Source organism: Actinomadura sp. WMMA1423 (assembly GCF_006547145.1).
GTDB lineage: Bacteria > Actinomycetota > Actinomycetes > Streptosporangiales > Streptosporangiaceae > Spirillospora.
In genome coordinates, this window is record NZ_CP041244.1 from 2,874,822 (window position 1) to 2,898,978 (window position 24,157).

Below are 24,157 nucleotides of genomic sequence, written 5' to 3' on the forward strand. Positions count from 1 at the left end.
TCACACGCCGCCGGAGTCGGCCGCGGCGACCCGCGGGTTGGCCGACAGGTGCTGGCCGACCCGCGTGACCAGCATGGCCATCTCGTAGGCGATGATCCCGAGGTCGGCCTCGGCGTCGGCGAGGACGGCGAGGCAGGCGCCGCGGCCGGCGGCGGTGACGAACAGGAACGACGACTCCATCTCCACGATCGTCTGCCGGACGGGCCCGCCGCCGAACGACTCCCCCGCCCCGCGCGCGAGGCTCTGGAAGCTGGCGGCCACGGCGGCCAGGTGGTCGGACTCCTCGCGGGCCAGCCCGCTGGAGGCGGCGATCCGGAGCCCGTCGCTGGACAGCACCACCGCGTTCTGCACCGGGGCGACCCGCTGGACGAGGCTGTCCAGCAGCCAGTTGAGCTCACCTCCGGCTCCGCCCGGGACCTCCGCGCCGGAGTGCTGGGGCTGTGTCATGGGGCGTCGTCCTCCTGGTCGCCTTCGTTGCCCGCGGCCTGCGCGTCGGCCGCGTCCTGCCTGCCGCGCTGCCAGCCGCGCTGCATCGCGGACATCATCGATCGCATCGTGTCGGGCGAGCGGGCGGTGCCGTCGTCCGGTTCCTGTCCGGTGGGGACGGTCCCGGCCGGGTCGTGCCCGGCCACGTCCGCCGGGACGTCCATGGGGACGGGCGCGGCGAGCGGCATCCCGGCCGGCTCCGGCGGAGCCGGGGGCGGGGCGGGCGCCGGGTCGGGCGGCGGGGCCTGTCCCCGCTCGGCGAGGTGCGCGTCCACCCGTTCCTTGAGCTGGGGCGCCAGGTGCGTCTGCCGCCGGCGCTTGGGCAGCTCCCCCTCCCGCAGGGGCGGAGCGGGCTCGGGCGGCGGCTCGGCCCGTGGCGGGGCCGCGGGCTGCGGGGCCGCACGCTCGGGCTCCTCGGCCGGACGGGCCGGCTCGGGCGGAAGGGCCCCCGGCGGAAGGGTCCCGGACGGGAGGGGCTCGGGCCGGAAGGGCTCGGCCTCGGCCACCAGCCGGACGACACCGCCGGACTCGCTCCGTCCGGTATCGGCCACCGGGCGCGCGGCCGGCAGCGCCTGGATGGGTCCGGTGGTGCGGCGCGGCGGGGCCGGCTCCGGCTCGGCGCTCTCCACGACGAGCTCGCTCGGGATCAGCGCGATCGCCGTCGTCCCCCCGTACGGCGACGGGCGCAGGGTGACGGTGATGTCGTGCCGCTCGGCGAGCCGGGCCACGACGAACAGGCCGAGCTGCGCGCTGTCGGACGGGTCGAACTCCGGCGGATGGGCGAGCCGCTCGTTGGCCCTGCGCAGCGCCTCCTCGGTCATCCCGAGCCCGCGGTCCTCGACCTCGATCGCGAAACCGCTGGCGACGGCGTGGCCGCTGACCCGCACCGGCGACTGCGGCGGCGAGAACGTGGTGGCGTTCTCCACCACCTCGGCGAGCAGGTGGATGACGTCGGCCACGGCGGAGCCGAGCAGCGCGACGCGCGGCAGCGGCTGCACCCGGACGCGCGGGTAGTCCTCGACCTCGGCGACGGCGCCGCGCACCACGTCCACCAGCGGGACGGGACGGCGCCAGCCGCGCCCCGCGCTCTTGCCGGCCAGGATGACCAGGCCCTCGGCGTGCCGGCGCATGCGCGTCGCGAGGTGGTCGAGGCGGAACAGGTCCGACAGCTCCGAGGGGTCCTCGGTGCGGCGCTCCATGGTGTCGAGCAGGCTGAGCTGGCGGTGCAGCAGCGCCTGGTTGCGGCGCGCGAGGTTCACGAACACCTCGCTGATGCCGCGGCGGGCCGCGACCTCGCCCTCGGCGGCGACGAGCACGGCCTCGCGGGCGCGGTCGAACGACTCGGCGATCTGCCGGATCTCGGTGATGCGGTAGTCGACCTCGGGGGCGGGCTCGGGTTCGACGGGACTGCCGGCGCGGACCTGCTCGGCGAGCAGCGGCAGCCGCTGGCGGGTGAAGTCCATGACGCCGGCCGCGAGCGTGCGGCACTCCTGGAGCAGCCGCCGGGAGACCCGGACCGCGATCAGCGCCGACAGCACGATCGCGAGCAGGCCGACGCCGCCGGCGAGGCCGAGCCGGGTGAAGGCGCCGATCGCGATGTGCTGCCCGTGCGCGGCGACGTCGTCGAGGACCACGTTCTCCAGCTGGTACAGCCGGCCGTTGGCGGTGTCGGCGAGGGAACGCCAGATGTCCGGCTCGATGACCGGGCCGCGCGCGGCGCGCTGCGCGGGGCGGTCGGCCGCGCCGGGCCGGGCACCGGGCCGAGCGCCGGGCTCGCGGGTCTTGCGGACGGCCGCGGGGGGCGGTTCGGCGCCGCGGATGACCTGGTCCTCCAGCGACCGCAGCTGGACGAACGGCGGGGACGCCGCGAGCCGCTCGTAGCGTTCGTGGTCGTCGTGCGGCAGGTTGGGCGCGGTGTCGGCGTACAGCATCCGCTGGGCGCCGACGAGCTGGGCGAACTGGCCGCGTTCGGCGGCCGTGATGTGCCCGGCGGCGAGGGCTCCGGTCAGCAGGGCGTCCTCGCGCGACATGAACTCGCGGGCACGTCCGAACGAGCTGAGCGTGCGGGCGTGCGCGGTGATGGACCCGTCCCCCGGCGTGGTCGCGTTGTAGAGGGCGAAGCCCGCGTCGATGATGTCGCTGTACTCGCGCAGCACCCGCGCGCGGTCCGCGACGCGCTGGTCCACGCCGCGGCGGACGGAGCGCAGCGTGTCGATCCGCTCCACGAGCGCGTCGATCCGGTCGACGATCTGCGGCTGGATCGCGTCCCGCAGCCCCCGGTCGCGGGCGCCCGCCCGGACCTGCTCGGCCGCCTCGTCGGTGGTCTGCCGCTGCGTCAGCATGACGCCGGACTCCGAGCGCGCCCCGCCGAGCTCGGCCATCGACAGCCGCCGCTCCTTCTGCAGCGCGTCGATGAGGTGCTGCGTGGGCAGCACGGTCTTCTCCTGGAAGTCGCGGCTCCGCAGCAGCTCGTGCGCGTCGCCGTAGGTGAAGCCGGTGAGGAACACCCACAGGGAGGCGAGCGCCAGCAGAGGGACCAGGACCAGCAGCGTGGTCCTCGCCCGGATGGAGGAGAAGCGCGGGCCCATCACGGCTGGCGGACCCTGCTCACGCGTGTCGCGATCGGCATTGGGGGGCGGAACATGCGGGGGAAACCTCCCGATGCGTGGAGTACGGAGGTGTGCGGGAGCCTACTACGTCGCGGGTTCACGATGATCGGACATCGGGCCGCCGGGCGCCTCCTCCCGCTCCTCCGGCCAGGTCAGGACGTGCTCCATCAGCGCGATGAGGACCGCCTTGGACGACTCGCGGCGGCGCGCGTCGCACAGCACCACCGGGACGCCGGGATCGAGGTCGAGGGCGATGGCGATGTCGCGCGGCCGGTGCGTGCGCTCGCCGTCGAAGCAGTTCACGGCCACCACGAACGGGACGCCGCGGCGCTCGAAGTAGTCGATCGCCGGGAAGCAGCCGGTCAGGCGGCGCGTGTCGGCGAGCACGACGGCGCCGATCGCGCCGGCCGCCAGCTCGTCCCACATGAACCAGAACCGCTCCTGGCCGGGCGTGCCGAACAGGTAGAGCAGCAGCTGGTCCGACAGCGTGATCCGGCCGAAGTCCATGGCGACGGTCGTGGTCGCCTTGGCGGCGACGCCGGACACGTCGTCCACCCCGACGCCGCGGTCGGTCAGGGGCTCCTCGGTGTGCAGCGGGCGGATCTCGCTGACCGAGCCGACCATGGTGGTCTTGCCCGCGCCGAAACCGCCCGCGACCAGGATCTTGGTGGTGACGAGCGGCCGCTCAGAGCGCGCGGAGTCCATTGAGCACCTCCCTCAGCACGCCGGACGGGGGCCGCCTGCCCTCGGCCGGGCGCGCCTCCTCGACCACCGCGACCAGGCCCTCGTCCCGCAGGTCCCCGAGCAGCACCCGCACGACGCCGAGGGGCAGGCCGAGGTCGGCCGCGAGGTCGACGACCGCCACCGGTCGCGAACAGCCGCGCAGCACCCGCGCGTGGTCGGGGCTGTAGCGCAGCCGGTCGCCCGGCGGGGCGCCGGTGGCCGCGACCACCGCGATCAGCGCGAAGCCCGCGCCCTCGGGGCGGGTCCGCCCCCGGGTCAGCGCGTAGGGGCGCACGAGCGGACCGGCCTCGCGGTCCAGCCAGCGCTCTCCGGGCGGGGTCATCGGTCAAAAGCCCCGCGGCGCGGACCCCCCGGCGCCTCCGAAGCCCTGGCCGCCCTGCTCCGCCCCGAACCTCGGGCTCGCCTGCAGGTGCTGGCCGACCCGCTTGACCAGCACCGCCATCTCGTAGGCGACGAGGCCGGCGTCGGCGTCGGCCTCGGCCAGCACCGCCAGGCAGGTGCCGTCGCCCGCAGCCGTCACGAACAGCAGCAGCGCGTCCATCTCGATGATGGTCTGCCGGACGTTGCCGCCCGCGAAGTGCCGGCCGGCCCCGCGCGCGAGGCTCTGCACGCCGGACGCCAGCGCCGACAGATGCTCGGCGTCCTCCCGGGCGAGCTCGTTGGAGGCGGCCACGGCCAGCCCGTCGCGCGACAGGATCACCGCCTGCCGCACCGTCGTGACCCGCTGGGCGAAGTCGTTGAGCAGCCAGTTCAGCTCACCGGACACGGTGTTGTGCATCATCGGTTTTCCTCATCCCCCATGTCGGATGCGCGTCCGCGCCGCCATCCCTGCTGTATCGATGCCATCAGCGAGCGTGCCTCCTCGGGCGAGCGTGCGACGGCCCCGGTCGTGACTCCGCCGGCCCCGGGCGGTGACGGGGGCCTCTTGCGCAGTTGCGGGGCCAGGTTCTTCTGCCGGACGCGGCGGGGCAGGCCGGCGTGGGTGCCCGCGGGCTCCCAGTCCTCGTCCTCCTCGGCCGGCGCGCCGTCGGCGGGGTCCTGCGCGCCCGACGGCCCCCCGGTTCCGGCGGGCCGTTCGTCCCGGGGTTCGAGGGCGTCGTCCGACCACGGGTTCGGGGCGGGACGCGGCGCCGCGGCGGGCGCGGGCCCGTCCGGGACGCCCCAGGGCGTGGCGGGTGCCGGGTGGGCGGGCTCGGCGGGAGCCGGGGACGGGACCGGTGCGGGCGCGGGGGGCGCGGTGAGCTCGGGCAGCGCGGGCGGCGCCTCCAGGCGGCCGCCCGCGCCCTCCAGGTGTCCTGGAGCGTTCCGCTGGCGCCGCAGGTGCGGCTCCTCCGCCGGGAGTGCGGAGAACTCCCCGGAGGTCGCGGCGTCGCGCAGCGGGACCACCGCGTCGGGGACCGGCGCGGGCAGGACCGTCGCCTCCCACCGGGGTGCGCCGACGCTCGCGCCGTCCTCGTCCGAGCCGTCCCCTTCGCCGTCGGCGGGCGGGAGCATCCCGGCGGCCATCTTCTCGGCCGGGACCACCAGCTCGTGCGGGAACAGGGCGATCGCGGTGACGCCGCCGTACGGGGACCGCTGGAGCGTCACGGAGATGTCGTGGCGGGCGGCCAGCCGCGCGACGACGAACAGCCCGAGCTGGTCGGTGTCGACCAGGTCGTACTCGGGCGGCTCGGCCAGCCGCCGGTTGGCCTCGGCGAGCAGCTCCGGGTTCACGCCGAGGCCGCGGTCCTCGATCTCGACCGCGAACCCGGTGCCGACCCGCTCGGCCATCACCCGCACCTCGGTGTTGGGCGGGGAGAACGACGCCGCGTTCTCGATCAGTTCGGCCAGCAGGTGCACGACGTCGGTGACGGCCGCGCCGACCAGGCCGTCCTCGGAGTCGGTCAGCACCGTCGCGCGGGTGTAGTCCTCGATCTCCGACACGGCGGCGCGCAGCACGTCGGCGAAGCGCACCGGCCGCCGCCACCCGCGCCCCGGCGTCGCGCCGGACAGGATGATGAGGCTCTCGGCGTGCCGCCGCATGCGGGTCGTGAGGTGGTCGATGCGGAACAGGTCTTCCAGGTCGTCGGCCTCGGCGCGGCTCTCCAGGCCGTCCAGCAGCGTGAGCTGGCGGTGCAGGAGCGACTGGTTGCGGCGGGCGATGTTGAGGAAGATGCGGCTGACGCCGGCGCGCAGCTCGGCCTGGCCCACGGCGGCGTCGACGGCGGTCCGCTGCACCTTGGCGAACGCCTCGGCGAGCCGGGCGACCTCAGCGGTGTTCCCGGCGCTCAGGGGCGGGGCCTCCGCGGCGACGTCGACGCTCTCGTTGCGGCTGAGCCGCGCGACGATGCCCGGCAGCCGCTGCTCGGCCATCTCCTCGGCGGAGCCGCGCAGCCCGACCAGCTCGCGGACGAACCCGCGGGCGAACCGCAGCGACAGCAGCACCGACAGCAGGATCGCCAGCAGGCCGAGGCCTCCGACGGCGCCGAGCCGCAGGTAGGCCTCCCGGCCGAGGTCGTCGGCGTGCTCGCCGGCGCGCTTGGAGTTGCCGAGCACCATCGCGTTGACCGACAGCACCAGCGGCTGCGCCGTCCGCTGCCACTCGCCGGGCTGGACGGGCAGCGGCCGGCGCGGGTCGGCGTCGGCGATCCGGTCCTCCATCGCCTTGAACGTCTGGTACTGCGGGGAGGCGAAGACCTGCGCGGTGCCGGACCGGTAGACCACCGGGTCGAGCAGCGAGCGCTGCTTGACCCACTGCCAGCGCTGCTCGCCGACCATCTCCACGAACATCCGGTGCTCGGCCGCGGTCATCCGGCCCCTGGTGATGAAGGCCCCGGCGACCAGCGCGTTCTCGCGCTGGATCAGTTCCATGGCGCGCCCGGCGTGCCGGGTGGAGAGCGTCCAGTTGTAGAGCCCGGAGTCGTCGATGACCACGAGGCTGTCGTAGAGCCGGTGCATGTCGTCGACCATCGTGCCGTAGCCGTTGACCGCGGCCAACCGGTCCACGGACCGGGAGTCGACCGCGGCGCGCAGCCCGCCGAGCCCACCGAGCGCCCGCAGGACCTCGTCGACGCGCGAGTCCATCTGGGCGTTGGTGGCGCTGCGCGCGTCGGCGGAGGTGGCCTCGCGGCGGAAGAACTCGACGGCCGCGTCGACGCGCGAGCGCTGGGAGAGCAGGGCGGCGGGGGTGCCGCCCGCGGCCGAGCGCGGGGTGCTGAGGAACACCGCCGAGGCCAGGCGCTCCTTGCCCAGCTCGACCAGGACGCCCTGGCCGCTCGGCGCGAACTCGCGGTCGAGCGTGTGGTACCGGCGCTGGGCGAGCGCGTCGCGGCCGGTGACGATCGCGGCGTATCCCCAGAGCGCGACGAGTGAGAGCAGCGGCACGAGCAGCAGCGCGGTGACCTTCGTGCGGATCGACCGCCTACGGGGGGATTTCATGTGACCTCGAACGTTCCGGCGCGGAGGGTCCCTGGATCATAAAGGCCGTCCGCGACGCCCCCGCAACCCCTTTGACGGCATTCGGCCGTATTGCCGCCATTCCTTGCTACCTGCGGCAATGCGCGGGGGCAAGACGATCTTGCCGGGTCCCGCCGGAAGAGGATAGCGGCAAATCCGGACAATTTGCTTCATTTCCCCCTGTTGCTTCGGGACATTGCGCCATACTCTGCTTCTTCATCCACCGCCCGCACCGCGGCCGGTCCGGGAAGGAGACCCACGATTCCTACAGGCAACGACGACGGCCGGGCCGGGAGGACGGCTCCCGGGCCGGAGGGCGTTACGATGCCCGCCGTGAGTCCCGAAAGCCAGGCATCCGAGGCATTGCCGTCGCGACGGCGCCGCACACCCCGCGGCGGCCGGCACCGCGGCGACGAGTCCTTCCTGCTGCCCCCCGGATCCCCCACGCTCGTCCTCGCCGTCCCCGGACCCGCCCGGCGGGCCGGTACCGACATCGCCGTCGAGCTCGCCCGGCTCGTCGAGCTCGAGCACACCGGGCAGCCCGCTTACGTCGGGCACCTGGAAGGCGGCGAGGCGAGCCTGCACGCCGTGCTCGCCGGGCTCCGGCAGCAGGACGACGAGCTCGCCGCCGTGGTGGTGCCGCTGTCCACCGGGCCCGACCCGGCGCTCGACGCCGCCGTGCGCGCCGCCGTGGCGGCCGCGCCCGTGCGCACCGTGGCCGCCGAGCCGCTCGGCCCGCACCCGCTCATCGCCGAGGCGCTGCACGACCGGCTCGCCGACGCCGGGCTCGCCCGCGCCGACCGGATCAGGCTGATGACCATGGTGACGGCAGCGTCCGGTGTGATCGTCGCCACTCCCGGCGACGCGGCGGCCGTCCGGCAGGCCGAGGTCACCGGAGTGCTCCTCGCCTCCCGGCTCGCGGCCCCCGTCTTCACCGCCTCGCTGAACGACGAGGCGTCGGTGAAGGCCGCCTACGAGCAGCTGCGCGCGGCCGGAGCCGCGTCCATCGCCGTCGCCCCGCACCTGATCGGACCCGAGCCGGAGGCGGCGCTGGTCGCCACCGCCGCCGCCACCGTGGGCTCCGCGCACTCCGCACCCCTCGGCGCCCACCCGGCCCTCGCCCGCCTGGCCGCCCTCCGCTACGTCGAAGCACTCTCCACCGCCCTGGCCGACTGACCCGTGTTTACACAGGCCCGGCCCACTTCGCTCGCCTAGCGGCTCGCTACGTGACCGGGTCTGGGGCGAACGCGGCATCGCTTCGCGATCTGCCCGGTGCGGCTCGCCTCCGGCTTCGCCGCACCGGGCAGGTCACGCGTTAGCGCGCGTGGCCGAGGCCACTTCGGGGAAGGCCGTGGCCCAAGGGGGGCTCGCCCCCCTTGGGCGGTCGACGTCCGCAGTATCCCTCTAGGGCACGACCCCCCAAACCCCCCGGTGAGGCGCTGACCGGCGTCAGCGGTTCTTGAAGTCGGGGCGGCGTTTCTCCATCGTGGCGGTCATGCCCTCGGCGAGGTCCTCGGTGAAGAAGGCGAGGGTCTGGACGGCCGTCTCCGTCATGAGCTGCTGGCGCAGGCCGGGGACGTCCAGGGACGCGTTGAGCAGTTCCTTGGTGCGGCTCAGGCCGTAGGGCGACCTGGCGAGCAGCTCGTCGGCGAGGGCCTGGGCGGCCGCCAGGTCCCCGCCCTCGGGGGCGATCTCGGTGATGAGGCCGAGGGCGTCGGCGCGGGCCGCGTCCAGGCGCTGCGCCCGGTAGGCGATCTCCGCGGCCTTCGCCGGCCCCACCAGGCGCGGCAGCAGCCAGGACAGGCCGCAGTCGCCGGCCGACAGCCCGAGGTCGAGGAACGGCACGACGAAGCGGGTCGTCGGGTCGGCCACCCGCAGGTCGCAGGCCAGCGCCCAGGACACGCCCATGCCGGCGACGGGGCCGTGCAGCGCCGCGATCACCGGCTGCGGGATCTCCCGCAGCCGCGCGGTGACCTCGCCGCCGCGGGCGATGCCCCGGTAGAGCCGCTGGACGCGGCCCTCACCGGTCGGTTCGCCCGGGTCGCCGCCCTGGATGTCCATCCCCGAGCAGAACCCGCGGCCCGCGCCGGTGAGCACGACCACGCGGGTGGACGGGTCGCGCGCCAGCCCGTGGAGGACGTCCAGCATCTCCTCGGTCAGCGCGCCGTCGACCGCGTTCAGGCGCTCCGGCCGGGACAGGGTGATCGTGAGCACCCCGTCCCGCCGGTCGAGCTCGATCCCGGCCAACGGCTCAGGAGGTGAGCTGCTGGATCAGCGGGCCCATCTGCTCGCCCACGTTGCCGAACACGGTGAGCGGCTCGTTCGCGCTGATGGCGGCCCAGTTGTCCCGGACGTCCTCGACCGAGAGCGTCGCCTTCTGCCCGAAGCCGGGGCCCTCCGCCACGAAGATCTTCGCGATCCGGCCGCCGCCGACCGTGTAGACCTGCCCGGAGTCCTCGACCGAGTCGTGGACGAGGTAGGCGACGAGCGGCGTGACCTGCTCGACGCCGAGCTTGTCGGCGAAGTCGGCGGGCAGCAGGTCCTCGGTCATGCGGGTCCACGCGACCGGCGCGATGGCGTTGGCCTTGATGTTGTACTTCGCGCCCTCCTGGGCGAGGGTCTTGGTGAACCCGACGAGGCCCATCTTGGCCGTGGAGTAGTTGGCCTGGCCGAAGTTGCCGAACAGGCCCGCGGGCGACGAGGTGTTCACGATCCGGCCGTAGCCCTGCTCGCGCAGGTGCGGCCAGGCGGCGCTGGAGACCAGGAACGAGCCGCGCAGGTGGACGGCGATGACGGCGTCGAACTCCTCGACCGACATGTTCTTGAACGACTTGTCGCGCAGGATGCCCGCGTTGTTGACGACGATGTCGACCTTGCCGAACGTGTCGAGCGCGGTCTTGACGATCGCCTGCGCACCCTCGGGGGTGGCGACGTTGTCGGGGTTCGCGACGGCCTCGCCGCCGTTCTTCTTGATCTCGTCCACGACCTCCTGGGCGGGGCCGGCGGAGGCCCCGGTACCGGACCGGTCGCCGCCGAGGTCGTTGACGACGACCTTGGCGCCGCGCGCGGCGAGCTCCAGCGCGTGCTGCCGGCCGAGGCCGTGGCCAGCCCCGGTCACGACCGCCACGCGGCCGTCGTAGCGCAGTTCCGACATCTCGTGTCTCCTCACATCGCACCGACTACGCCCCCAGGTAATCACCGGGGGGTTACCAGTGGTACCACTGAACCGAATCGCGCTCGGCCGCGGCCCCCGGGGTTCGTTCCCGCCCGTGCGCCGGAGCAGTCCCGCGTACGATGGGACGTGGGAGGAAGTTGCACAGATCGCCGCAATTCCCTCGCGCCCGACGCGTAGTCTCCTCACCCATCGACGTCCCGAGGAGCAACGGAGGTCCCGCCTCGATGAGCCCCGCCGCCGCGTCCACGCCCGCCCGCCCCTACCGCGTGGTCCAGTGGGCGACGGGCGCGCTCGGCCGCAGCGCGATCCGGGGCGTCCTCGACCGGGACGACATGGAGCTCGTCGGCGTGTGGGCGCACTCCCCGGCCAAGGCGGGCGCCGACGCCGGGACGCTCGCGGGCCGCGACCCCGTCGGGGTCACCGCGACCGGCGACCTCGGCGCGGTCCTCGACCTGGACGCCGACTGCGTCGTCTGGGCCCCGAGCCCCGTGCACGACCGGTTCGCCGAGCTGGAGACCATCTGCGCGCTGCTGGCGTCCGGCAAGAACCTCATCTCCCTCACCGGCCTCGTGTACCCGCGCGCGCTCGGCCCGTTCTTCGTGAACGAGCTGGAGCAGGCCTGCAAGCGGGGCGGCGTCTCGGTGCACGGCAGCGGCGTCAGCCAGGGCTTCATGGCCGACGTGATGCCGCTGGTGCTGTCGCGGCTGTCCCGCCGGATCACCCACGTCTACGCCCGCGAGTGCACCGACTTCGCCCGGCACCCGTCCTGGCGGATGGTCCACCACATGCTCGGGTTCGGCAAGGACGAGGAGGCGTACCTGCGCGCGCTGCGGCCCAACCGCGCCGCGATGCGGACGCTGTTCTCCGAGAGCCTGCACCTGATCGCCGCCGGGCTCGGCGTCGAGCTCGACGAGATCGACGTGGACGTGGACCACCGGCTGGCCGGCGCCGACCTGTCGACGGCCGCGGGGCCGATCCCGCGCGGCACGGTCGCCGCCGCCCGCTGGACGTTCAGCGGCATCGCCGCCGGCCGGCCCGTCATCACCGTGGAGGTCGTGCACAAGGCGGACGCCGCGCGGATGCCGGACGAGTGGGGCCGGCCCGGATACTCGCTGCGCGTGGACGGCCGCCCCCCGCTCCAGCTGTCGGCGGGCGAGGAGTGGGTCTCCGACGCGATCTCCGCGGCGGCCGCGCACGCGCTGAACTCCGTCCCGGCCGTGTGCGCCGCCGAGCCCGGCATCCGCACCTACCTCGACCTGCCGATGATCGGCGGCCGGATGCACCTGTGAGCGCCCCGCGCGGTCAGGACGGCAGCGTCGAGGCCGACTCGTCGGCGTCGTCGTTGTCGTCCGCGTCCTCGGCGGCCTGGGCCTCGGCCTCCTCGCGGGCCTCCCGGCGGTGCTTGCGGACGCTCCACACCACCAGCGCGACGACGGCCGCGGCCGCCAGCCCGATCGCCAGGCCCCGCCCCGCGAGCTTGGCCGCGTGCTCGAACGCCGTGCCCGCGAAGAAGCCGCCGAGCGTGAACGTGACGACCCAGACGACGCCGCCGATGACGTTGAAGAGCAGGAACTTCGGATACGGCAGCCGCGAGCTGCCCGCGAGGGCGGGCATGAGGGCCCGCAGCAGCGCCGTGAACCGTCCGATGAACACCGCGAACGCGCCGCGGCGGCGGATCAGGTCCTGCGCGGCCGCGACCTTCGCGCGGTGTCTTCGCATCATCTTGACGTCGAGCAGCCGCGGCCCGTACTTGCGGCCGATCTCGTAGCCGACCGAGTCGCCCGCCACGGCGGCGACCACCGCAATGACCAGCAGCAGCGGCAGTGACAGCACGTGCTGGCTGGCGAGGACGCCGCCGACCACGATCGCGGTCTCGCCCGGGAACACGAACCCGACGAACAGCGCGGCCTCGGCGAACACCAGCGCCGCGATGATCAGGTAGATCGTCGCCGGCGGCAGGCCGTCCACCAGGGCGTTGAATTGCTCGAGCATGGACCCCCGCCACCTCGTCGATCCGCCGGTCCGGCCGTCGCGGCCGTTTCACAATGGATACCGACGGTTATGGTAGCCGCGAGGTTCCCGGACCCGGATCACCCGCAGGGGTCGACCTCCGGGTCGTCCTCACCTACTTCAGAGGGAGACGGGCATGAGCGTGCAGGAGGTCGAGGGAGGCCGTTTCGTCCGGCAGGCGAACCGGTTCACCGAGCGGATCACGGCGGACGGGGCGAGCGGCCTGCCCGCCGAGCCCGGCAGGTACCGGCTCTTCGTCTCCTACGCCTGCCCGTGGGCGCACCGGACCCTGATCGTGCGGCGGCTGCTCGGCCTGGAGGACGCGATCGGCGTCGGCGTGGTCGACCCCATCCGGGACGAGAAGGGCTGGCGGTTCCCCGACCGCGACCCCGTGACCGGCGCGGTCTTCCTCTCGGAGCTGTACCTGTCCACCGACCCGGCGTTCCAGGGCCGCTACACCGTGCCCTGCGTCTGGGACACCGAGACCGAGCGCCTGGTCACCAACGACTTCCCGAACATCACCACGATGTTCGAGACCGAGTTCACCGCCCACCACCGGCCCGGCGCGCCCGACCTGTACCCCGAGGCGCTGCGCCCGGAGATCGACGAGCTGAACGACCTCGTCTACCACACGGTCAACAACGGGGTGTACAAGGCGGGCTTCGCCACCTCGCAGGGCGTCTACGAGGAGGCCTTCGACGCCCTCTTCGACACCCTCGACCGGCTGGAGGAGCGCCTGTCCACCCGGCGTTACCTCCTCGGGGACGAGATCACCGAGGCTGACGTCCGGCTCTACCCGACGCTCGCCCGCTTCGACGCCGTCTACCACGGCCACTTCAAGTGCAACCTGCGGCGCCTCGCCGACTACGAGAACCTCTGGGGCTACGCCCGCGACCTGTACTCGATCCCGGCGTTCGGCGAGACCACGAACTTCGACCACATCAAGCGGCACTACTACGTGACGCAGCGCAACATCAACCCGTCGGGCGTCGTCGCCAAGGGCCCGCTCGTGGACTGGACGTCCCCGCACGACCGGGGACGATGACGGCTTCTCCCTCGTTATGCTGGCGCACCTCCGTTAAACCGCACGAGAGGCACGACCCCACCATGCGCAGCCAGTTCTTCGGCAACCTCGAGCAGGGCCAGCAGCTCCCCGGCCACTTCGCCCTCCAGAACTCCAAGATGCTCCGGATCCACCTGAACGGCGACGTGCTCGCCCGGCAGGGGTCCATGGTCGCCTTCCAGGGCCAGATGGAGTTCGACTACGAGGGCGCGGGCGGCATCGGCAAGTTCATGAAGAAGGCCCTGACCGGTGAGGGCGTCCCCCTCATGCGCGTCAAGGGCCAGGGCCTGCTGTTCGTCGCCAACGACGCCGACGACATCCACCTCTTCTACCTGGAGAACGAGGGGATCACCGTCAACGGCAAGAACATCCTCGCCTACGACTCGCACCTGCAGTCCGACATCCAGCGCGTCCAGGGCGCGGGCATCGCCGCGGGCGGCCTGTTCAACACCACCCTCCAGGGCACCGGCTGGGTGGCGCTCACCACGCACGGGACGCCCGTGATGCTCGACTGCGGCCGCGCCCCCACGTTCGCCGACGGCCAGTCCGCGGTCGCGTGGAGCACCAGCCTCCAGGTCGGCGTCAACCGCACCTTCAAGGCGAGCGCCCTCATCGGCCGCGGCAGCGGCGAGGCGATGCAGCTGGCCTACCAGGGCCAGGGCTTCGTCCTGATCCAGGCTTCCGAAGGCCCCACGGTCGCCCCGCACACCCACTGAGTTTTATGGCGTTTCTCTCCTCCTTCGGGCCTGGCGGCCCTCCATCGTCGAGAAACGCGGGCGATCGCTGGCATCGCTCCGTCTCGCCTTGACGGCTCGCTGCGCGATCAGATTCTTGCTTCGCTCGAATCTGCCTTCGGACGCGATCGCAACCATTGAGGTGGTCGCGTGGTTGCGGCGATGGCCGAGGAGGGTGGGCACGTTCGTAGATCTTGCCGGAGGCACGGCCCTGCCTTCGGCTGGTTCTGCCGACGCGGGGGTTGCGCGGGGGCGGGGTTGCGACACGCTGGCGTAGTGCGGGGGCAAGTGCGAGTAGCCTTGATGCGTCTCAGAACTTACCTGCGAGCTGCGGAAGAGGGCGATCTCCGCCGTGTCGACAGAGTCGTCGCAAACAAGTGCCGACCCGAACATGACCGATTTCGGCGCCAACGAGTGGCTGGTCGACGAGCTGTACCAGAAGTACCTCGACGACCCCAACTCCGTTGACGAAGCCTGGTGGAACTTCTTCGCGGACTACCAGCCGGACAGCCGGCCCGCGTCCGCGACCCCCCAGGCCCCCGCCGACGGCGCGGTCCCGAAGGGGGCCAACGGCACCGCGGCCGCTCCGCCGACACCGCAGCCGCCCGCCGCGCCGCCGAAGGCGGACAAGCCGGCCGCGAAGGCCCCGGCCGCGAAGGCCAAGGCCCCGGCCCCGAAGGCGGACAAGCCGGCGCCTCCGCCGGTGCCGGCGGGGGCCGAGGAGGTCCGGCTGCGCGGCGTCGCCGCCCGGACGGCCACCAACATGGAGGCCAGCCTGGCGGTGCCGACGGCGACGAGCGTGCGCGCCGTCCCGGCCAAGCTGCTGATCGACAACCGCATCGTCATCAACAACCACCTCAAGCGCGGGCGCGGCGGCAAGGTCTCCTTCACGCACCTCATCGGGTACGCGATCGTCAGGGCGCTGGCCGCGATGCCCGAGATGAACGCCGCGTTCACCGAGGTCGACGGCAAGCCGGTGCTGATCAGGCCCGAGCACGTCAACTTCGGGCTGGCCATCGACCTGCAGAAGGACGACGGCTCCCGGCAGCTCGTCGTGCCGAGCATCAAGGCCGCCGAGACGCTGGACTTCCGCCAGTTCTGGGCCTCCTACGAGGAGATCGTCCGCAAGGCCCGCGGCGGCAAGCTCACCCTCGACGACTTCCAGGGCACCACGATCAGCCTGACGAACCCCGGCACGATCGGCACCGTCCACTCGGTGCCGCGGCTGATGCCGGGCCAGGGCACGATCATCGGCGTCGGCGCCATGGAGTACCCGGCCGAGTTCGCGGGCGCGTCCAGCGACACCCTGGCCCGCATGGGGATCAGCAAGGTGATGACGCTGACCTCCACCTACGACCACCGGATCATCCAGGGCGCGCAGTCCGGCGACTTCCTGCGCCGCATCCACCAGCTCCTGCTGGGCGAGGACGGCTTCTACGACGAGATCTTCGAGGCGCTGCGCATCCCGTACGAGCCGGTGCGCTGGGTCAAGGACATCTCCGCCACCCACGAGGACGACGTCGCCAAGGTCGCCCGCGTCCACGAGCTGATCCACGCCTACCGGGTCCGCGGCCACCTGATGGCCGACACCGACCCGCTGGAGTACAAGCAGCGCCGCCACCCCGACCTCGACATCCTCAAGCACGGCCTCACCCTGTGGGACCTGGAGCGCGAGTTCGCGACCGGCGGGTTCGGCGGCAAGCCGACCATGAGGCTGCGCGAGATCCTCGGCGTGCTGCGGATGGCGTACTGCCGCACGGTCGGCATCGAGTACATGCACATCCAGGACCCGGAGGAGCGCGCCTGGATCCAGGAGCGCGTGGAGGTCCCGCACGAGAAGCCCTCGCGCGAGGAGCAGCTGCACGTGCTGCGGCGGCTGAACAGCGCCGAGGCCTTCGAGACGTTCCTGCAGACGAAGTTCGTCGGGCAGAAGCGGTTCTCGCTGGAGGGCGGCGAGTCGGTCATCCCGCTGCTCGACTCGGTGATCTCGGCGGCGGCGAAGGCCAGCCTGGACGAGGTCGTGATCGGCATGGCGCACCGCGGCCGGCTGAACGTCCTCGCCAACATCGTCGGCAAGTCCTACGGGCAGATCTTCGGCGAGTTCGAGGGCAACCTCGACCCGCGCAGCGCCCAGGGCTCGGGCGACGTGAAGTACCACCTCGGGGCGTCCGGCGACTTCGTCGCGAGCGACGGCTCCAAGATCCACACCGAGCTGGTCGCGAACCCCTCCCACCTGGAGACCGTCGACCCGGTGCTGGAGGGCGTCGTCCGCGCCAAGCAGGACCTCCTCGACGTCGGCGAGGCCGGCTTCACCGTCCTGCCGATCCTGATCCACGGCGACGCGGCGTTCGCCGGCCAGGGCGTGGTGGCCGAGACGCTGAACCTGTCGCAGCTGCGCGGGTACCGCACCGGCGGCTCGGTGCACGTGGTCATCAACAACCAGGTGGGCTTCACCACGGCGCCGGAATACTCGCGCTCCAGCGTCTACGCCACCGACGTCGCGCGGATGATCCAGGCGCCGATCTTCCACGTGAACGGCGACGACCCCGAGATGTGCGCGCGGGTGGCGCGGCTGGCATTCGAGTACCGGCAGACGTTCAAGAAGGACGTCGTCATCGACATGGTCTGCTACCGGCGGCGCGGCCACAACGAGGGCGAGAACCCCTCGTTCACGCAGCCGCTCATGTACGACCTGATCGACGCCAAGCGGTCCGTCCGCAAGCTCTACACCGAGGCGCTGATCGGCCGCGGCGACATCACGGTGGAGGAGGCCGAGCAGGCCCTCCGCGACTACCAGGAGCAGCTGGAGCGGGCCTTCACCGAGACCCGCGAGGCCGTGAAGAAGCCCCTCGAACCGGGCTCGGTCGTGAAGCCCGACGTCGAGGAGCGCATCCCGATCGACCACGGCAGGGCCGGCTCGGCGATCCCGCAGGAGACCGTGAAGCGGATCATCGAGTCGCAGGTCAGCCTGCCCGAGGGCTTCACCCCGCACCCGCGGCTCCAGCCGATCCTCCAGCGCCGCGCCCAGATGATCGAGGACGACGCGATCGACTGGGCGACCGGCGAGCTGCTGGCGATGGGCTCGCTGCTGATCGACGGCCACCCGGTGCGGCTCGTCGGGCAGGACACCCGGCGCGGCACGTTCGGCCAGCGGCACGCGGTGCTCGTCGACCGCCGGACGGGCGAGGAGTACACGCCGCTCAAGCAGTTCGGGCAGGGCGTGTCGAAGTTCTACGTGCACGACTCGCTGCTCAGCGAGTACGCGGCGATGGGCTTCGAGTACGGCTACTCGATGACGCGGCCCGACGCGCTCGTCTGCTGGGAGGCCCAGTTCGGCGACTTCGCCAACGGCGCCCAGTCGATCGTCGACGAGTACATCTCCTCCGGCGAGCAGAAGTGGGGCCAGCACTCGGGCGTCGTGCTGCTGCTGCCGCACGGCTACGAGGGCCAGGGTCCCGACCACTCGTCCGCGCGGATCGAGCGGTACCTGCAGCTGTGCGCTCAGGACAACATGACGGTCGTCTACCCGACCACGCCGGCGAACTACTTCCACCTGCTGCGCTGGCAGGTGCTGTCGAACCGGCACAAGCCGCTGGTCGTGTTCACGCCGAAGTCGCTGCTGCGGCTGAAGGCGGCCACGTCCCCGGTCGAGCAGATCACCGGCGGCGCGTTCCAGCCGGTCATCCCGGAGAGCGACCCGGCGATCGACCCGGCGGGCGTGCGGCGGGTGCTGCTCACCACCGGCAAGATCTACTACGACGTGGTGAAGGCCCGGCAGGCGGCGGGCGCGAACGACACCGCGGTCGTGCGGGTCGAGCGGCTCTACCCGCCGCCCGTCGACGAGATCAAGGCGGAGCTGGCCAAGTACCCGGCCGGCGCGGAGGTCGTGTTCGTGCAGGACGAGCCCGCCAACATGGGCGCCTGGCCGTTCATGGCGCTGAAGCTGCCGCGCCACATCGAGGGGCTGAAGATGTCGCGGGTGTCGCGCCCGGCGTCCTCGTCCCCGGCGGTGGGGTCGGCGAAGCTGCACCAGGCCGAGCAGGACGCCCTTCTCGCGCGCCTGTTCGGCGAGCGGAAGTAGAGCGGTACGGATTCGACCCGAGGGCTCCGGTGCGGCGCGCCGGGGCCCTCGGGCTTGCAACGGGAGAGACGCGATGTACTTCACCGACCGGGGCATCGAGGAGCTGGTGGACCGGCGCGGCGCGGAGGAGGTCAGCCTGGAGTGGCTGGCCGGCCGGCTGCGCGAGTTCGTCGACCTGAACCCCGAGTTCGAGACCCCCGTCGACCGCCTCGCGACCTGGCTCGCGCGCCTGGACGACGAAGAGGACTGACCCGGTTGAACGCGATATGTCTTGACTTTCAAGGAACGCGACATATCGTGTTTACTGGACGCAGGCCTCGGACGAAGGGCACATCGCGATGTCGCGCTGGACGATCGACGAACCGACCACCCTCGACTTCGACGGCGTGGTCGCGCTAAGGGTCACGCTGATCGCGGGCAGTGTGTCGGTGCTCGCCTCCGACGAGCGCCCGTCCATCATGGTCGGGAGCGTCGAGGGCCCGCCGCTGGTGGTCACGCACGAGGCGGGGATGCTGACCGTCACCCACGAGAAGCTCTGGGAGGGCGTGCTCGGCTGGCTGCGCAACCAGAAGGTCCGCGCCGCGATCACCGTGACCGTCCCGCGCGACTGCCCCGTCAGCCTCAACCTGGTGTCGGCGGACGCGGTGGTGACCGGCACGACGGCCCGCACGTCCATCAAGAGCGCCTCGGGCGACGTGGTGCTCGACGGGGTGGCGGGCGCGATCGACGCCAACACGGTCTCCGGCGCGATCGAGGCGCAGGGGCTGGACGGGACGGTGTCGTTCACCTCCGTGTCCGGCGACCTGACCCTGGCGGGCGCGTCCGTCGAGCGCCTGGCGGCCCGCACCGTCAGCGGCCGCATCGCCGCCGACGTCGACCTGGCCGGGAGCGGCGGCGTCGAGGTGAACACGGTCTCGGGCGAGGTGGCGCTGCGCGTTCCGGCGTCCACCGGCGCGCGGGTCTCGCTGAACTCGGCCGCCGGGCGGATCGAGACGTCCTTCCCCCTCGACCGGCAGGAGCGCACCGTCTCGCGCACCGTCACGGGCAAGACGGGGGACGGCTCGGGCCGGGTCGCGGTCAACACGGTGTCCGGCGCGATCGCCCTGCTCGGCCGCGACGACGACGCACCGGAGATCACCACACCCCGAATGGAGAAGTGACCACGTGAGCCCCGTCTTCGGCCACGGTCGCCTGCGGCTGTACCTGCTCAAGCTGCTGGAGGAGAGCCCGCGGCACGGCTACGAGGTGATCCGGCTCCTGGAGGACCGGTTCCTCGGCGTCTACTCGCCCTCCCCCGGCACGATCTATCCGCGGCTGGCCCGGCTGGAGGCCGAGGGCCTGGTCACCCACGAGGTGGTCAAGGGCAAGAAGGTGTACTCGCTGACCGACAAGGGCCGCGAGGAGCTGGAGCGCCGGATGGACGAGCTGGCCGACCTGGAGGAGGAGATCGCCGCCTCCGCGCAGGAGTTCGCGCGCGGCGTGCAGGAGGACGTGCGGCAGACCGTCCGGACGCTGCGCGAGGAGCTGACCCAGGCCGCCCGGACGATGCGCGACCAGGGCAAGACCACGTCCAAGGACGCGTGGAAGGAGACCACCGAGCGCCAGAAGGACGAGTGGCGCCGGCAGAAGGACCACTGGCGGGAGCAGAAGCAGGCGTGGAAGGAGGAGTGGCGGCAGAACTGGGACGACGCCTGGAAGACGGCGACCGGCACCCGCGAGGACGTCGCCCGCCTCAAGCTGGAGCGCCTGCTCCGCCGGTTCGTCGAGGACGTCCGCAAGTCGGCGAAGACGGCGCGGCTGGACGAGGACGGCCTCGCCGCCGCGCAGGCCGTCCTCGACGAGGCGCGCGAGCGGCTGCGCGACGAGGTCTTCCGACGCGAGCGGTGAGAGGTCTTCCACCGCGAGCCGTGAGCCGCGAGCCGTGACCGGCGCACCGGCCACAGCCCGCCCGGCCCGTCACGGCGTCACGGGGTGAAAACGATCTTGCCGAAGAGGTCGCCCTCCGCCATCGCGGCGAAGCCCTCCTTCGCGCGGCTGAGCGGCAGGGTCCGGTCGACGTGCGGCCGCACACCGGTCTTGACCAGGAACCGGGCGAGCCGCTCCAGCTGGTCGCGGGTGCCCATGGTGGAGCCGACCACCTGCAACTGGAGGAAGAACACGCGGTTCAGCTCGGCGGGCGGCACCTGCCCGCTGGTCGCGCCGGACACCACGATCCGGCCGCCGGGCCGCAGCGACTTCAGCGAGTGCGACCAGGTCGCCTCGCCGACCGTCTCGATCACGGCGTCGACGCGCTCGGGCAGCCGCGCGCCCGTCTCGAACGCGGCGTCCGCGCCGAGCTCCTGCGCCCGCTCGCGCTTGGCCTCGCTGCGGCTGGTCGCGTAGACGCGGTAGCCGGCGGCGGCCGCCAGCGCGATCGCCGCGGTCGCGACGCCGCCGCCCGCGCCCTGCACCAGCACGGACGCGCCGGGCTGGAGCCCGGCCTTGTCGAACAGCATCCGGTACGCGGTGAGCCAGGCGGTCGGCAGGCAGGCCGCCTCCTCGAACGTCAGCTCCGCGGGCTTGGGGACGAGGTTGCGGCGCGGCACCGCGACCTTCTCCGCGAGCGTCCCGGGATGGGTCTCCGACAGCAGCGAGCGCTTCGGGTCGAGGGTCTCGTCGCCGCCGCCCCGGGCCGGGTCGCCGATCACCGAGTGGACGATGACCTCGTTGCCGTCCTCGTCCACCCCGGCCGCGTCGCAGCCGAGGATCATGGGGAGCCGGTCGGCGGGCAGGCCGACGCCCTTCAGCGACCACAGGTCGTGGTGGTTGAGCGCGGCGGCCTTCACCGTGACGGTCGTCCAGCCGTCCGGTACCTCGGGATCGGGCCGCTCCCCCAGCGTGAGCCCGTTCAGCGGATTGTCTGCGTCGATCTGTGTGGCCGTGACAGCGAACATGGACGCACACTAACCGCCGTCCGGCGGCGCGAACGGCCCGCCCCCGGCGTGTCGGGGACGGGCCGCGTGCTCGCGTGTCACAGGACCTTGGACAGGAAGTCCTGCGTGCGGCGGTGTTGCGGGTTGGCCAGGACCTCCCGGGGGGTGCCCTTCTCGACCACGACGCCGCCGTCCATGAAGACCAGCGAGTCGCCGACCTCCCGGGCGAAGCCCATCTCGTGGGTGACCACGACCATGGTCATGCCGTCGAGGGCGAGCTGCTTCATGACCTCCAGGACCTCGCCGACGAGCTCGGGGTCCAGCGCGGAGGTCGGCTCGTCGAACAGCATCAGCGCGGGCTCCATGGCGAGGGCCCGCGCGATCGCGACCCGCTGCTGCTGCCCGCCGGACAGCTGCGCCGGGTAGCTGTTCACCTTGTCGCTGAGCCCGACCCGCGTGAGCAGGGCGACGGCCCGCTCCCGCACCTCGCCCTTCGGCTGCCGCTTGACGCGGCAGGGCGCCTCCATGACGTTGTCCAGCGCCGTCATGTGCGGGAACAGGTTGAACCGCTGGAACACCATGCCGATCTCGCGGCGCTGCGCGGCGACCTCCCTGTCGCGCAGCTCGTAGAGCTTGCCGCCCGACTCTCGGTAGCCGACGAGGTGGCCGTTCACCCACAGCCGCCCGGCGTTGATCTTCTCCAGGTGGTTGATGCAGCGCAGGAACGTCGACTTGCCCGATCCGGACGGCCCGACGACGCACATCACCTCTCCGGGCCTGACCTCCAGGTCGATGCCCTTCAGCACCTCCAGCCGCCCGAAGGACTTGTGCACGGCCTCGGCCTTGACCATCAGCCCGCCGCTCGCGGCCGCGGGCTCCGGGATGCCGGGGGCGCCGCCCGCGATGTCCTCGCCTGCGCTCACTGGCCGCCTCCTCCGCCGCGGAAGCGGAGCCGCTGCCTGGCCTCCGCCCCCTTGCTGGTGCCCCTGCTGTAGTACCGCTCCAGGTAGAACTGCCCGATCATCATGACCGAGGAGATGAGCAGGTACCACAGGCAGGCCATCACCAGCATCGGGATGATCTTGTAGGTGGTGGCGTAGATGGTCTGCGCGGTGAAGGTCAGCTCCGAGTACGGGATCGCCGCGACGAGCGAGGTGTTCTTCAGCATCGAGATCGCCTCGTTGCCCGTCGGCGGGACGATGACGCGCATCGCCTGCGGGAGCACGATCCGCCGCATCGTCTGCGTCCGGGACATCCCGAGCGCGCTCGCGGCCTCCTGCTGGCCCTCGTCCACCGACAGGATGCCGGCCCGGACGATCTCGGCCATGTAGGCGGCCTCGTTGAGGATCAGCCCGAGCGCCGCCGCGATCGCGGCGTTGACCAGCTCCTGCGTCTTCCACGTCTCGAACTCGGGGCCGAACGGGATGCCGATCCCGACCGTCGGGAACAGCGTGCCGATCGCGCCCCAGATGAGCAGCTGCGTGTAGAGCGGCGTGCCGCGGAAGAACCACAGGTACACCCAGGCCGCGCCGCTCAGCAGCGGGTTGGCCGACAGCCGCATCAGGGCGAGCAGGATGCCGAGCACGACGCCGCCGACCATGGCGGCCAGGGTGAGCCAGACGGTGTTCAGGACGCCCTTGAGCACCGGCTCCTTGAACAGGTACTTCCCCTGCTCGGGCCAGTCGAGCGCCTTGCTGGTCAGCAGGAAGTGGATGAACATGGCGACCAGCACGAGGACGACCGCCGCCCCGAGCCAGCGCCCCGGATGCCGGACCGGGACGGCCTTGATCGCCTCAGGCCGCCCCTTGCCGGCGTCGTTGTCGACCGTCATGCGATCAGCTCTGCGCCCCGTTGATCTTCGGTTCGGTGATCGCACCGGTCTCCACGCCGGCGTCGTTGAGGATCTTCTTGTAGGTGCCGTCCGCGACCAGCGCCTTCAGCGCGCCCTGGATGGCCTCCTTGAGCTGGCCGGAGTTCTTGCCGACCGCGTAGCCGTAGGGGGCGGTGTCGTAGGTCTGGCCGAGGATCTCCAGCTTGCCGCCGGTCTTCTTCACCGCGTCGCCGACGATGGGCGAGTCGGCGGCCATGCCGTCGACCTTGCCCGCCACGAGGTCGTTGTTGACCTCGGTCTGCTGCTTGCGGACGACGCTCTTGATGGCCGGCTTGCCGGCGTCGGTGCACTTCTTGCTGCGCGCGGCGAGGTCGTCCACCTGCACGGTGCCCTGCTGGACGCCGATGGACTTGCCGCAGGCGTCCTCAGGGTTGACGCCCTTCGGGTTGCCCTTCAGCACGGCCCAGGTGGTGCCGGCCGAGTAGTAGGTGACGAAGTCGACGGCCTGCTCCCGCTCCTTGGTGTCGGTGAAGGAGGAGACGCCGACCTCGTACTTGCCGGACTGGACGCCGGGGATGATCGTGTCGAAGCCCGCGTTGCTGTACTCGGTCTTCAGGCCGAGCTTGGCCGCGACGGCGTTGAAGAGGTCGACGTCCCATCCGACGATCTTCTGGGAGGCCGGATCGACGGACTCGTTGGGCGGGTACGAGGCGTCGGTGCCGATCGAGAGCTTCCCGTCGCTCTTGATGGCGGCCGGGACCATCGCCGCGAGCTTGCTGTCCACGCTCGTCTTCGGGGCCGCGGAGCCCGAGTCGCCCGAGTCGTTGCTGTCGCCGCATGCGGACAGCGCGAGCGCGCCCGTCAGTACGAGCGCGCTCGCCGCGACGGCGCGGCGGCGCAGAGAACCGGTGATCACTGGTCCCCCTCCAGGTGGTTTCGTCGGATCCGCGTAGATCCGAAGGTCAGGTGCACAGTTTGGCGTACAACGTCCCTGATCTGGATAAAGGGTGCGAAACAATCACGCAACGAGGCAGCCCCAGATCAATATGCGTTCACCGGGGTATGCGCAACGCAACG

Annotated in this window: 21 protein-coding genes; 8 read left to right on the forward strand and 13 right to left on the reverse strand. The window is 72.3% G+C overall.

The features are described 5' to 3' along the window. The 6 genes from FKD65_RS13335 to FKD65_RS46245 all read right to left on the reverse strand — a co-directional run bounded on the left by FKD65_RS13335 (position 1) and on the right by FKD65_RS46245 (position 7,256). Positions 1-447, reverse strand: coding sequence for a roadblock/LC7 domain-containing protein (locus tag FKD65_RS13335; RefSeq protein ID WP_141577806.1), 447 nt, complete (start codon positions 445-447; stop codon positions 1-3). Beyond that, on the reverse strand, positions 444-3,074 hold the full coding sequence (locus FKD65_RS13340) for a nitrate- and nitrite sensing domain-containing protein (protein ID WP_141586800.1): 2,631 nt from the start codon (positions 3,072-3,074) through the stop codon (positions 444-446). Before FKD65_RS13340 ends, FKD65_RS13335 begins: the two co-directional genes overlap by 4 nt. Before the next feature lie 105 nt (positions 3,075-3,179). Then, entirely contained in the window at positions 3,180-3,800 is a 621-nt protein-coding gene (locus tag FKD65_RS13345; protein ID WP_141577807.1) for an ATP/GTP-binding protein, read from the reverse strand. Continuing rightward, positions 3,781-4,161: a DUF742 domain-containing protein gene (locus tag FKD65_RS13350; protein ID WP_141577808.1), complete on the reverse strand. Its 381-nt coding sequence runs from the start codon at positions 4,159-4,161 to the stop codon at positions 3,781-3,783. The genes FKD65_RS13345 and FKD65_RS13350 overlap by 20 nt, the downstream gene beginning before the upstream one ends. A gap of 3 nt (positions 4,162-4,164) precedes the next feature. Continuing rightward, a complete protein-coding gene (locus FKD65_RS13355) occupies positions 4,165-4,617 on the reverse strand; it encodes a roadblock/LC7 domain-containing protein (protein ID WP_141586801.1) in 453 nt (150 codons plus the stop codon). Then, complete coding sequence (locus FKD65_RS46245; protein ID WP_141577809.1) at positions 4,617-7,256, reverse strand: nitrate- and nitrite sensing domain-containing protein; 2,640 nt, start codon at positions 7,254-7,256, stop codon at positions 4,617-4,619. The genes FKD65_RS13355 and FKD65_RS46245 overlap by 1 nt, the downstream gene beginning before the upstream one ends. A 351-nt stretch (positions 7,257-7,607) precedes the next feature. Between FKD65_RS46245 and FKD65_RS13365 the strand changes: the two genes are divergently transcribed. After that, complete coding sequence (locus FKD65_RS13365; RefSeq protein WP_141577810.1) at positions 7,608-8,450, forward strand: sirohydrochlorin chelatase; 843 nt, start codon at positions 7,608-7,610, stop codon at positions 8,448-8,450. A 273-nt stretch (positions 8,451-8,723) separates the two neighbouring features. On the opposite strand, the gene FKD65_RS13370 is transcribed toward FKD65_RS13365, so the two are convergent. Continuing rightward, positions 8,724-9,521 carry an enoyl-CoA hydratase/isomerase family protein gene (locus FKD65_RS13370; RefSeq protein WP_141577811.1) on the reverse strand — a complete coding sequence of 266 codons (798 nt, stop codon included), beginning with the start codon at positions 9,519-9,521 and terminating at the stop codon, positions 8,724-8,726. A gap of 4 nt (positions 9,522-9,525) precedes the next feature. Further along, positions 9,526-10,428 (reverse strand): SDR family oxidoreductase, encoded by a 903-nt coding sequence (locus FKD65_RS13375; protein ID WP_141577812.1) that lies wholly within the window; start codon positions 10,426-10,428, stop codon positions 9,526-9,528. 245 nt (positions 10,429-10,673) lie between these two features. On the opposite strand from FKD65_RS13375, the gene FKD65_RS13380 reads away from it, so the two are divergent. Next, the gene (locus tag FKD65_RS13380) at positions 10,674-11,738 is read left to right on the forward strand and encodes a dihydrodipicolinate reductase (RefSeq protein WP_141577813.1); all 1,065 of its coding nucleotides are present in this window, start codon (positions 10,674-10,676) and stop codon (positions 11,736-11,738) included. A 13-nt stretch (positions 11,739-11,751) separates the two neighbouring features. On the opposite strand, the gene FKD65_RS13385 is transcribed toward FKD65_RS13380, so the two are convergent. Next, complete coding sequence (locus FKD65_RS13385) at positions 11,752-12,441, reverse strand: DedA family protein (protein WP_141577814.1); 690 nt, start codon at positions 12,439-12,441, stop codon at positions 11,752-11,754. Positions 12,442-12,595: 154 nt separating this feature from the next. Between FKD65_RS13385 and FKD65_RS13390 the strand changes: the two genes are divergently transcribed. From FKD65_RS13390 to FKD65_RS13410, 6 genes are all read left to right on the forward strand, one after another. After that, complete coding sequence (locus tag FKD65_RS13390) at positions 12,596-13,504, forward strand: glutathione S-transferase family protein (protein ID WP_141577815.1); 909 nt, start codon at positions 12,596-12,598, stop codon at positions 13,502-13,504. 62 nt (positions 13,505-13,566) lie between these two features. After that, the gene (locus FKD65_RS13395) at positions 13,567-14,238 is read left to right on the forward strand and encodes an AIM24 family protein (RefSeq protein WP_141577816.1); all 672 of its coding nucleotides are present in this window, start codon (positions 13,567-13,569) and stop codon (positions 14,236-14,238) included. 370 nt (positions 14,239-14,608) lie between these two features. Then, the gene (locus tag FKD65_RS13400; RefSeq protein ID WP_141577817.1) at positions 14,609-18,337 is read left to right on the forward strand and encodes a multifunctional oxoglutarate decarboxylase/oxoglutarate dehydrogenase thiamine pyrophosphate-binding subunit/dihydrolipoyllysine-residue succinyltransferase subunit; all 3,729 of its coding nucleotides are present in this window, start codon (positions 14,609-14,611) and stop codon (positions 18,335-18,337) included. A gap of 73 nt (positions 18,338-18,410) precedes the next feature. Then, positions 18,411-18,587 carry a DUF6104 family protein gene (locus FKD65_RS44165; RefSeq protein WP_168221026.1) on the forward strand — a complete coding sequence of 59 codons (177 nt, stop codon included), beginning with the start codon at positions 18,411-18,413 and terminating at the stop codon, positions 18,585-18,587. Positions 18,588-18,675: 88 nt separating this feature from the next. Next, positions 18,676-19,497, forward strand: a complete 822-nt coding sequence (locus tag FKD65_RS13405; RefSeq protein WP_141577818.1) for a DUF4097 family beta strand repeat-containing protein — start codon at positions 18,676-18,678, stop codon at positions 19,495-19,497. Between the two features lie 4 nt (positions 19,498-19,501). Next, entirely contained in the window at positions 19,502-20,224 is a 723-nt protein-coding gene (locus FKD65_RS13410; RefSeq protein ID WP_141577819.1) for a PadR family transcriptional regulator, read from the forward strand. A gap of 77 nt (positions 20,225-20,301) precedes the next feature. On the opposite strand, the gene FKD65_RS13415 is transcribed toward FKD65_RS13410, so the two are convergent. The 4 genes from FKD65_RS13415 to FKD65_RS13430 all read right to left on the reverse strand — a co-directional run bounded on the left by FKD65_RS13415 (position 20,302) and on the right by FKD65_RS13430 (position 23,996). Beyond that, positions 20,302-21,270 carry a zinc-binding dehydrogenase gene (locus FKD65_RS13415; protein WP_141577820.1) on the reverse strand — a complete coding sequence of 323 codons (969 nt, stop codon included), beginning with the start codon at positions 21,268-21,270 and terminating at the stop codon, positions 20,302-20,304. Between the two features lie 77 nt (positions 21,271-21,347). Beyond that, entirely contained in the window at positions 21,348-22,100 is a 753-nt protein-coding gene (locus FKD65_RS13420; RefSeq protein WP_141586802.1) for an amino acid ABC transporter ATP-binding protein, read from the reverse strand. Positions 22,101-22,168: 68 nt separating this feature from the next. Next, complete coding sequence (locus FKD65_RS13425) at positions 22,169-23,080, reverse strand: amino acid ABC transporter permease (protein ID WP_141577821.1); 912 nt, start codon at positions 23,078-23,080, stop codon at positions 22,169-22,171. A gap of 4 nt (positions 23,081-23,084) precedes the next feature. Further along, the gene (locus tag FKD65_RS13430) at positions 23,085-23,996 is read right to left on the reverse strand and encodes an ABC transporter substrate-binding protein (protein ID WP_141577822.1); all 912 of its coding nucleotides are present in this window, start codon (positions 23,994-23,996) and stop codon (positions 23,085-23,087) included. Positions 23,997-24,157 lie beyond the last annotated feature (161 nt).

Coding starts and splice junctions, on each gene's coding strand:
- FKD65_RS13335 (WP_141577806.1), bottom strand. CDS start 447: ATGACACAGCCCCAGCACTCCGGCGCGGAGGTCCCGGGCGGAGCCGGA.
- FKD65_RS13340 (WP_141586800.1), bottom strand. CDS start 3,074: ATGGGCCCGCGCTTCTCCTCCATCCGGGCGAGGACCACGCTGCTGGTC.
- FKD65_RS13345 (WP_141577807.1), bottom strand. CDS start 3,800: ATGGACTCCGCGCGCTCTGAGCGGCCGCTCGTCACCACCAAGATCCTG.
- FKD65_RS13350 (WP_141577808.1), bottom strand. CDS start 4,161: ATGACCCCGCCCGGAGAGCGCTGGCTGGACCGCGAGGCCGGTCCGCTC.
- FKD65_RS13355 (WP_141586801.1), bottom strand. CDS start 4,617: ATGCACAACACCGTGTCCGGTGAGCTGAACTGGCTGCTCAACGACTTC.
- FKD65_RS46245 (WP_141577809.1), bottom strand. CDS start 7,256: ATGAAATCCCCCCGTAGGCGGTCGATCCGCACGAAGGTCACCGCGCTG.
- FKD65_RS13375 (WP_141577812.1), bottom strand. CDS start 10,428: ATGTCGGAACTGCGCTACGACGGCCGCGTGGCGGTCGTGACCGGGGCT.
- FKD65_RS13380 (WP_141577813.1), top strand. CDS start 10,674: ATGAGCCCCGCCGCCGCGTCCACGCCCGCCCGCCCCTACCGCGTGGTC.
- FKD65_RS13385 (WP_141577814.1), bottom strand. CDS start 12,441: ATGCTCGAGCAATTCAACGCCCTGGTGGACGGCCTGCCGCCGGCGACG.
- FKD65_RS13390 (WP_141577815.1), top strand. CDS start 12,596: ATGAGCGTGCAGGAGGTCGAGGGAGGCCGTTTCGTCCGGCAGGCGAAC.
- FKD65_RS13395 (WP_141577816.1), top strand. CDS start 13,567: ATGCGCAGCCAGTTCTTCGGCAACCTCGAGCAGGGCCAGCAGCTCCCC.
- FKD65_RS44165 (WP_168221026.1), top strand. CDS start 18,411: ATGTACTTCACCGACCGGGGCATCGAGGAGCTGGTGGACCGGCGCGGC.
- FKD65_RS13405 (WP_141577818.1), top strand. CDS start 18,676: ATGTCGCGCTGGACGATCGACGAACCGACCACCCTCGACTTCGACGGC.
- FKD65_RS13415 (WP_141577820.1), bottom strand. CDS start 21,270: ATGTTCGCTGTCACGGCCACACAGATCGACGCAGACAATCCGCTGAAC.
- FKD65_RS13420 (WP_141586802.1), bottom strand. CDS start 22,100: ATGGTCAAGGCCGAGGCCGTGCACAAGTCCTTCGGGCGGCTGGAGGTG.
- FKD65_RS13425 (WP_141577821.1), bottom strand. CDS start 23,080: ATGACGGTCGACAACGACGCCGGCAAGGGGCGGCCTGAGGCGATCAAG.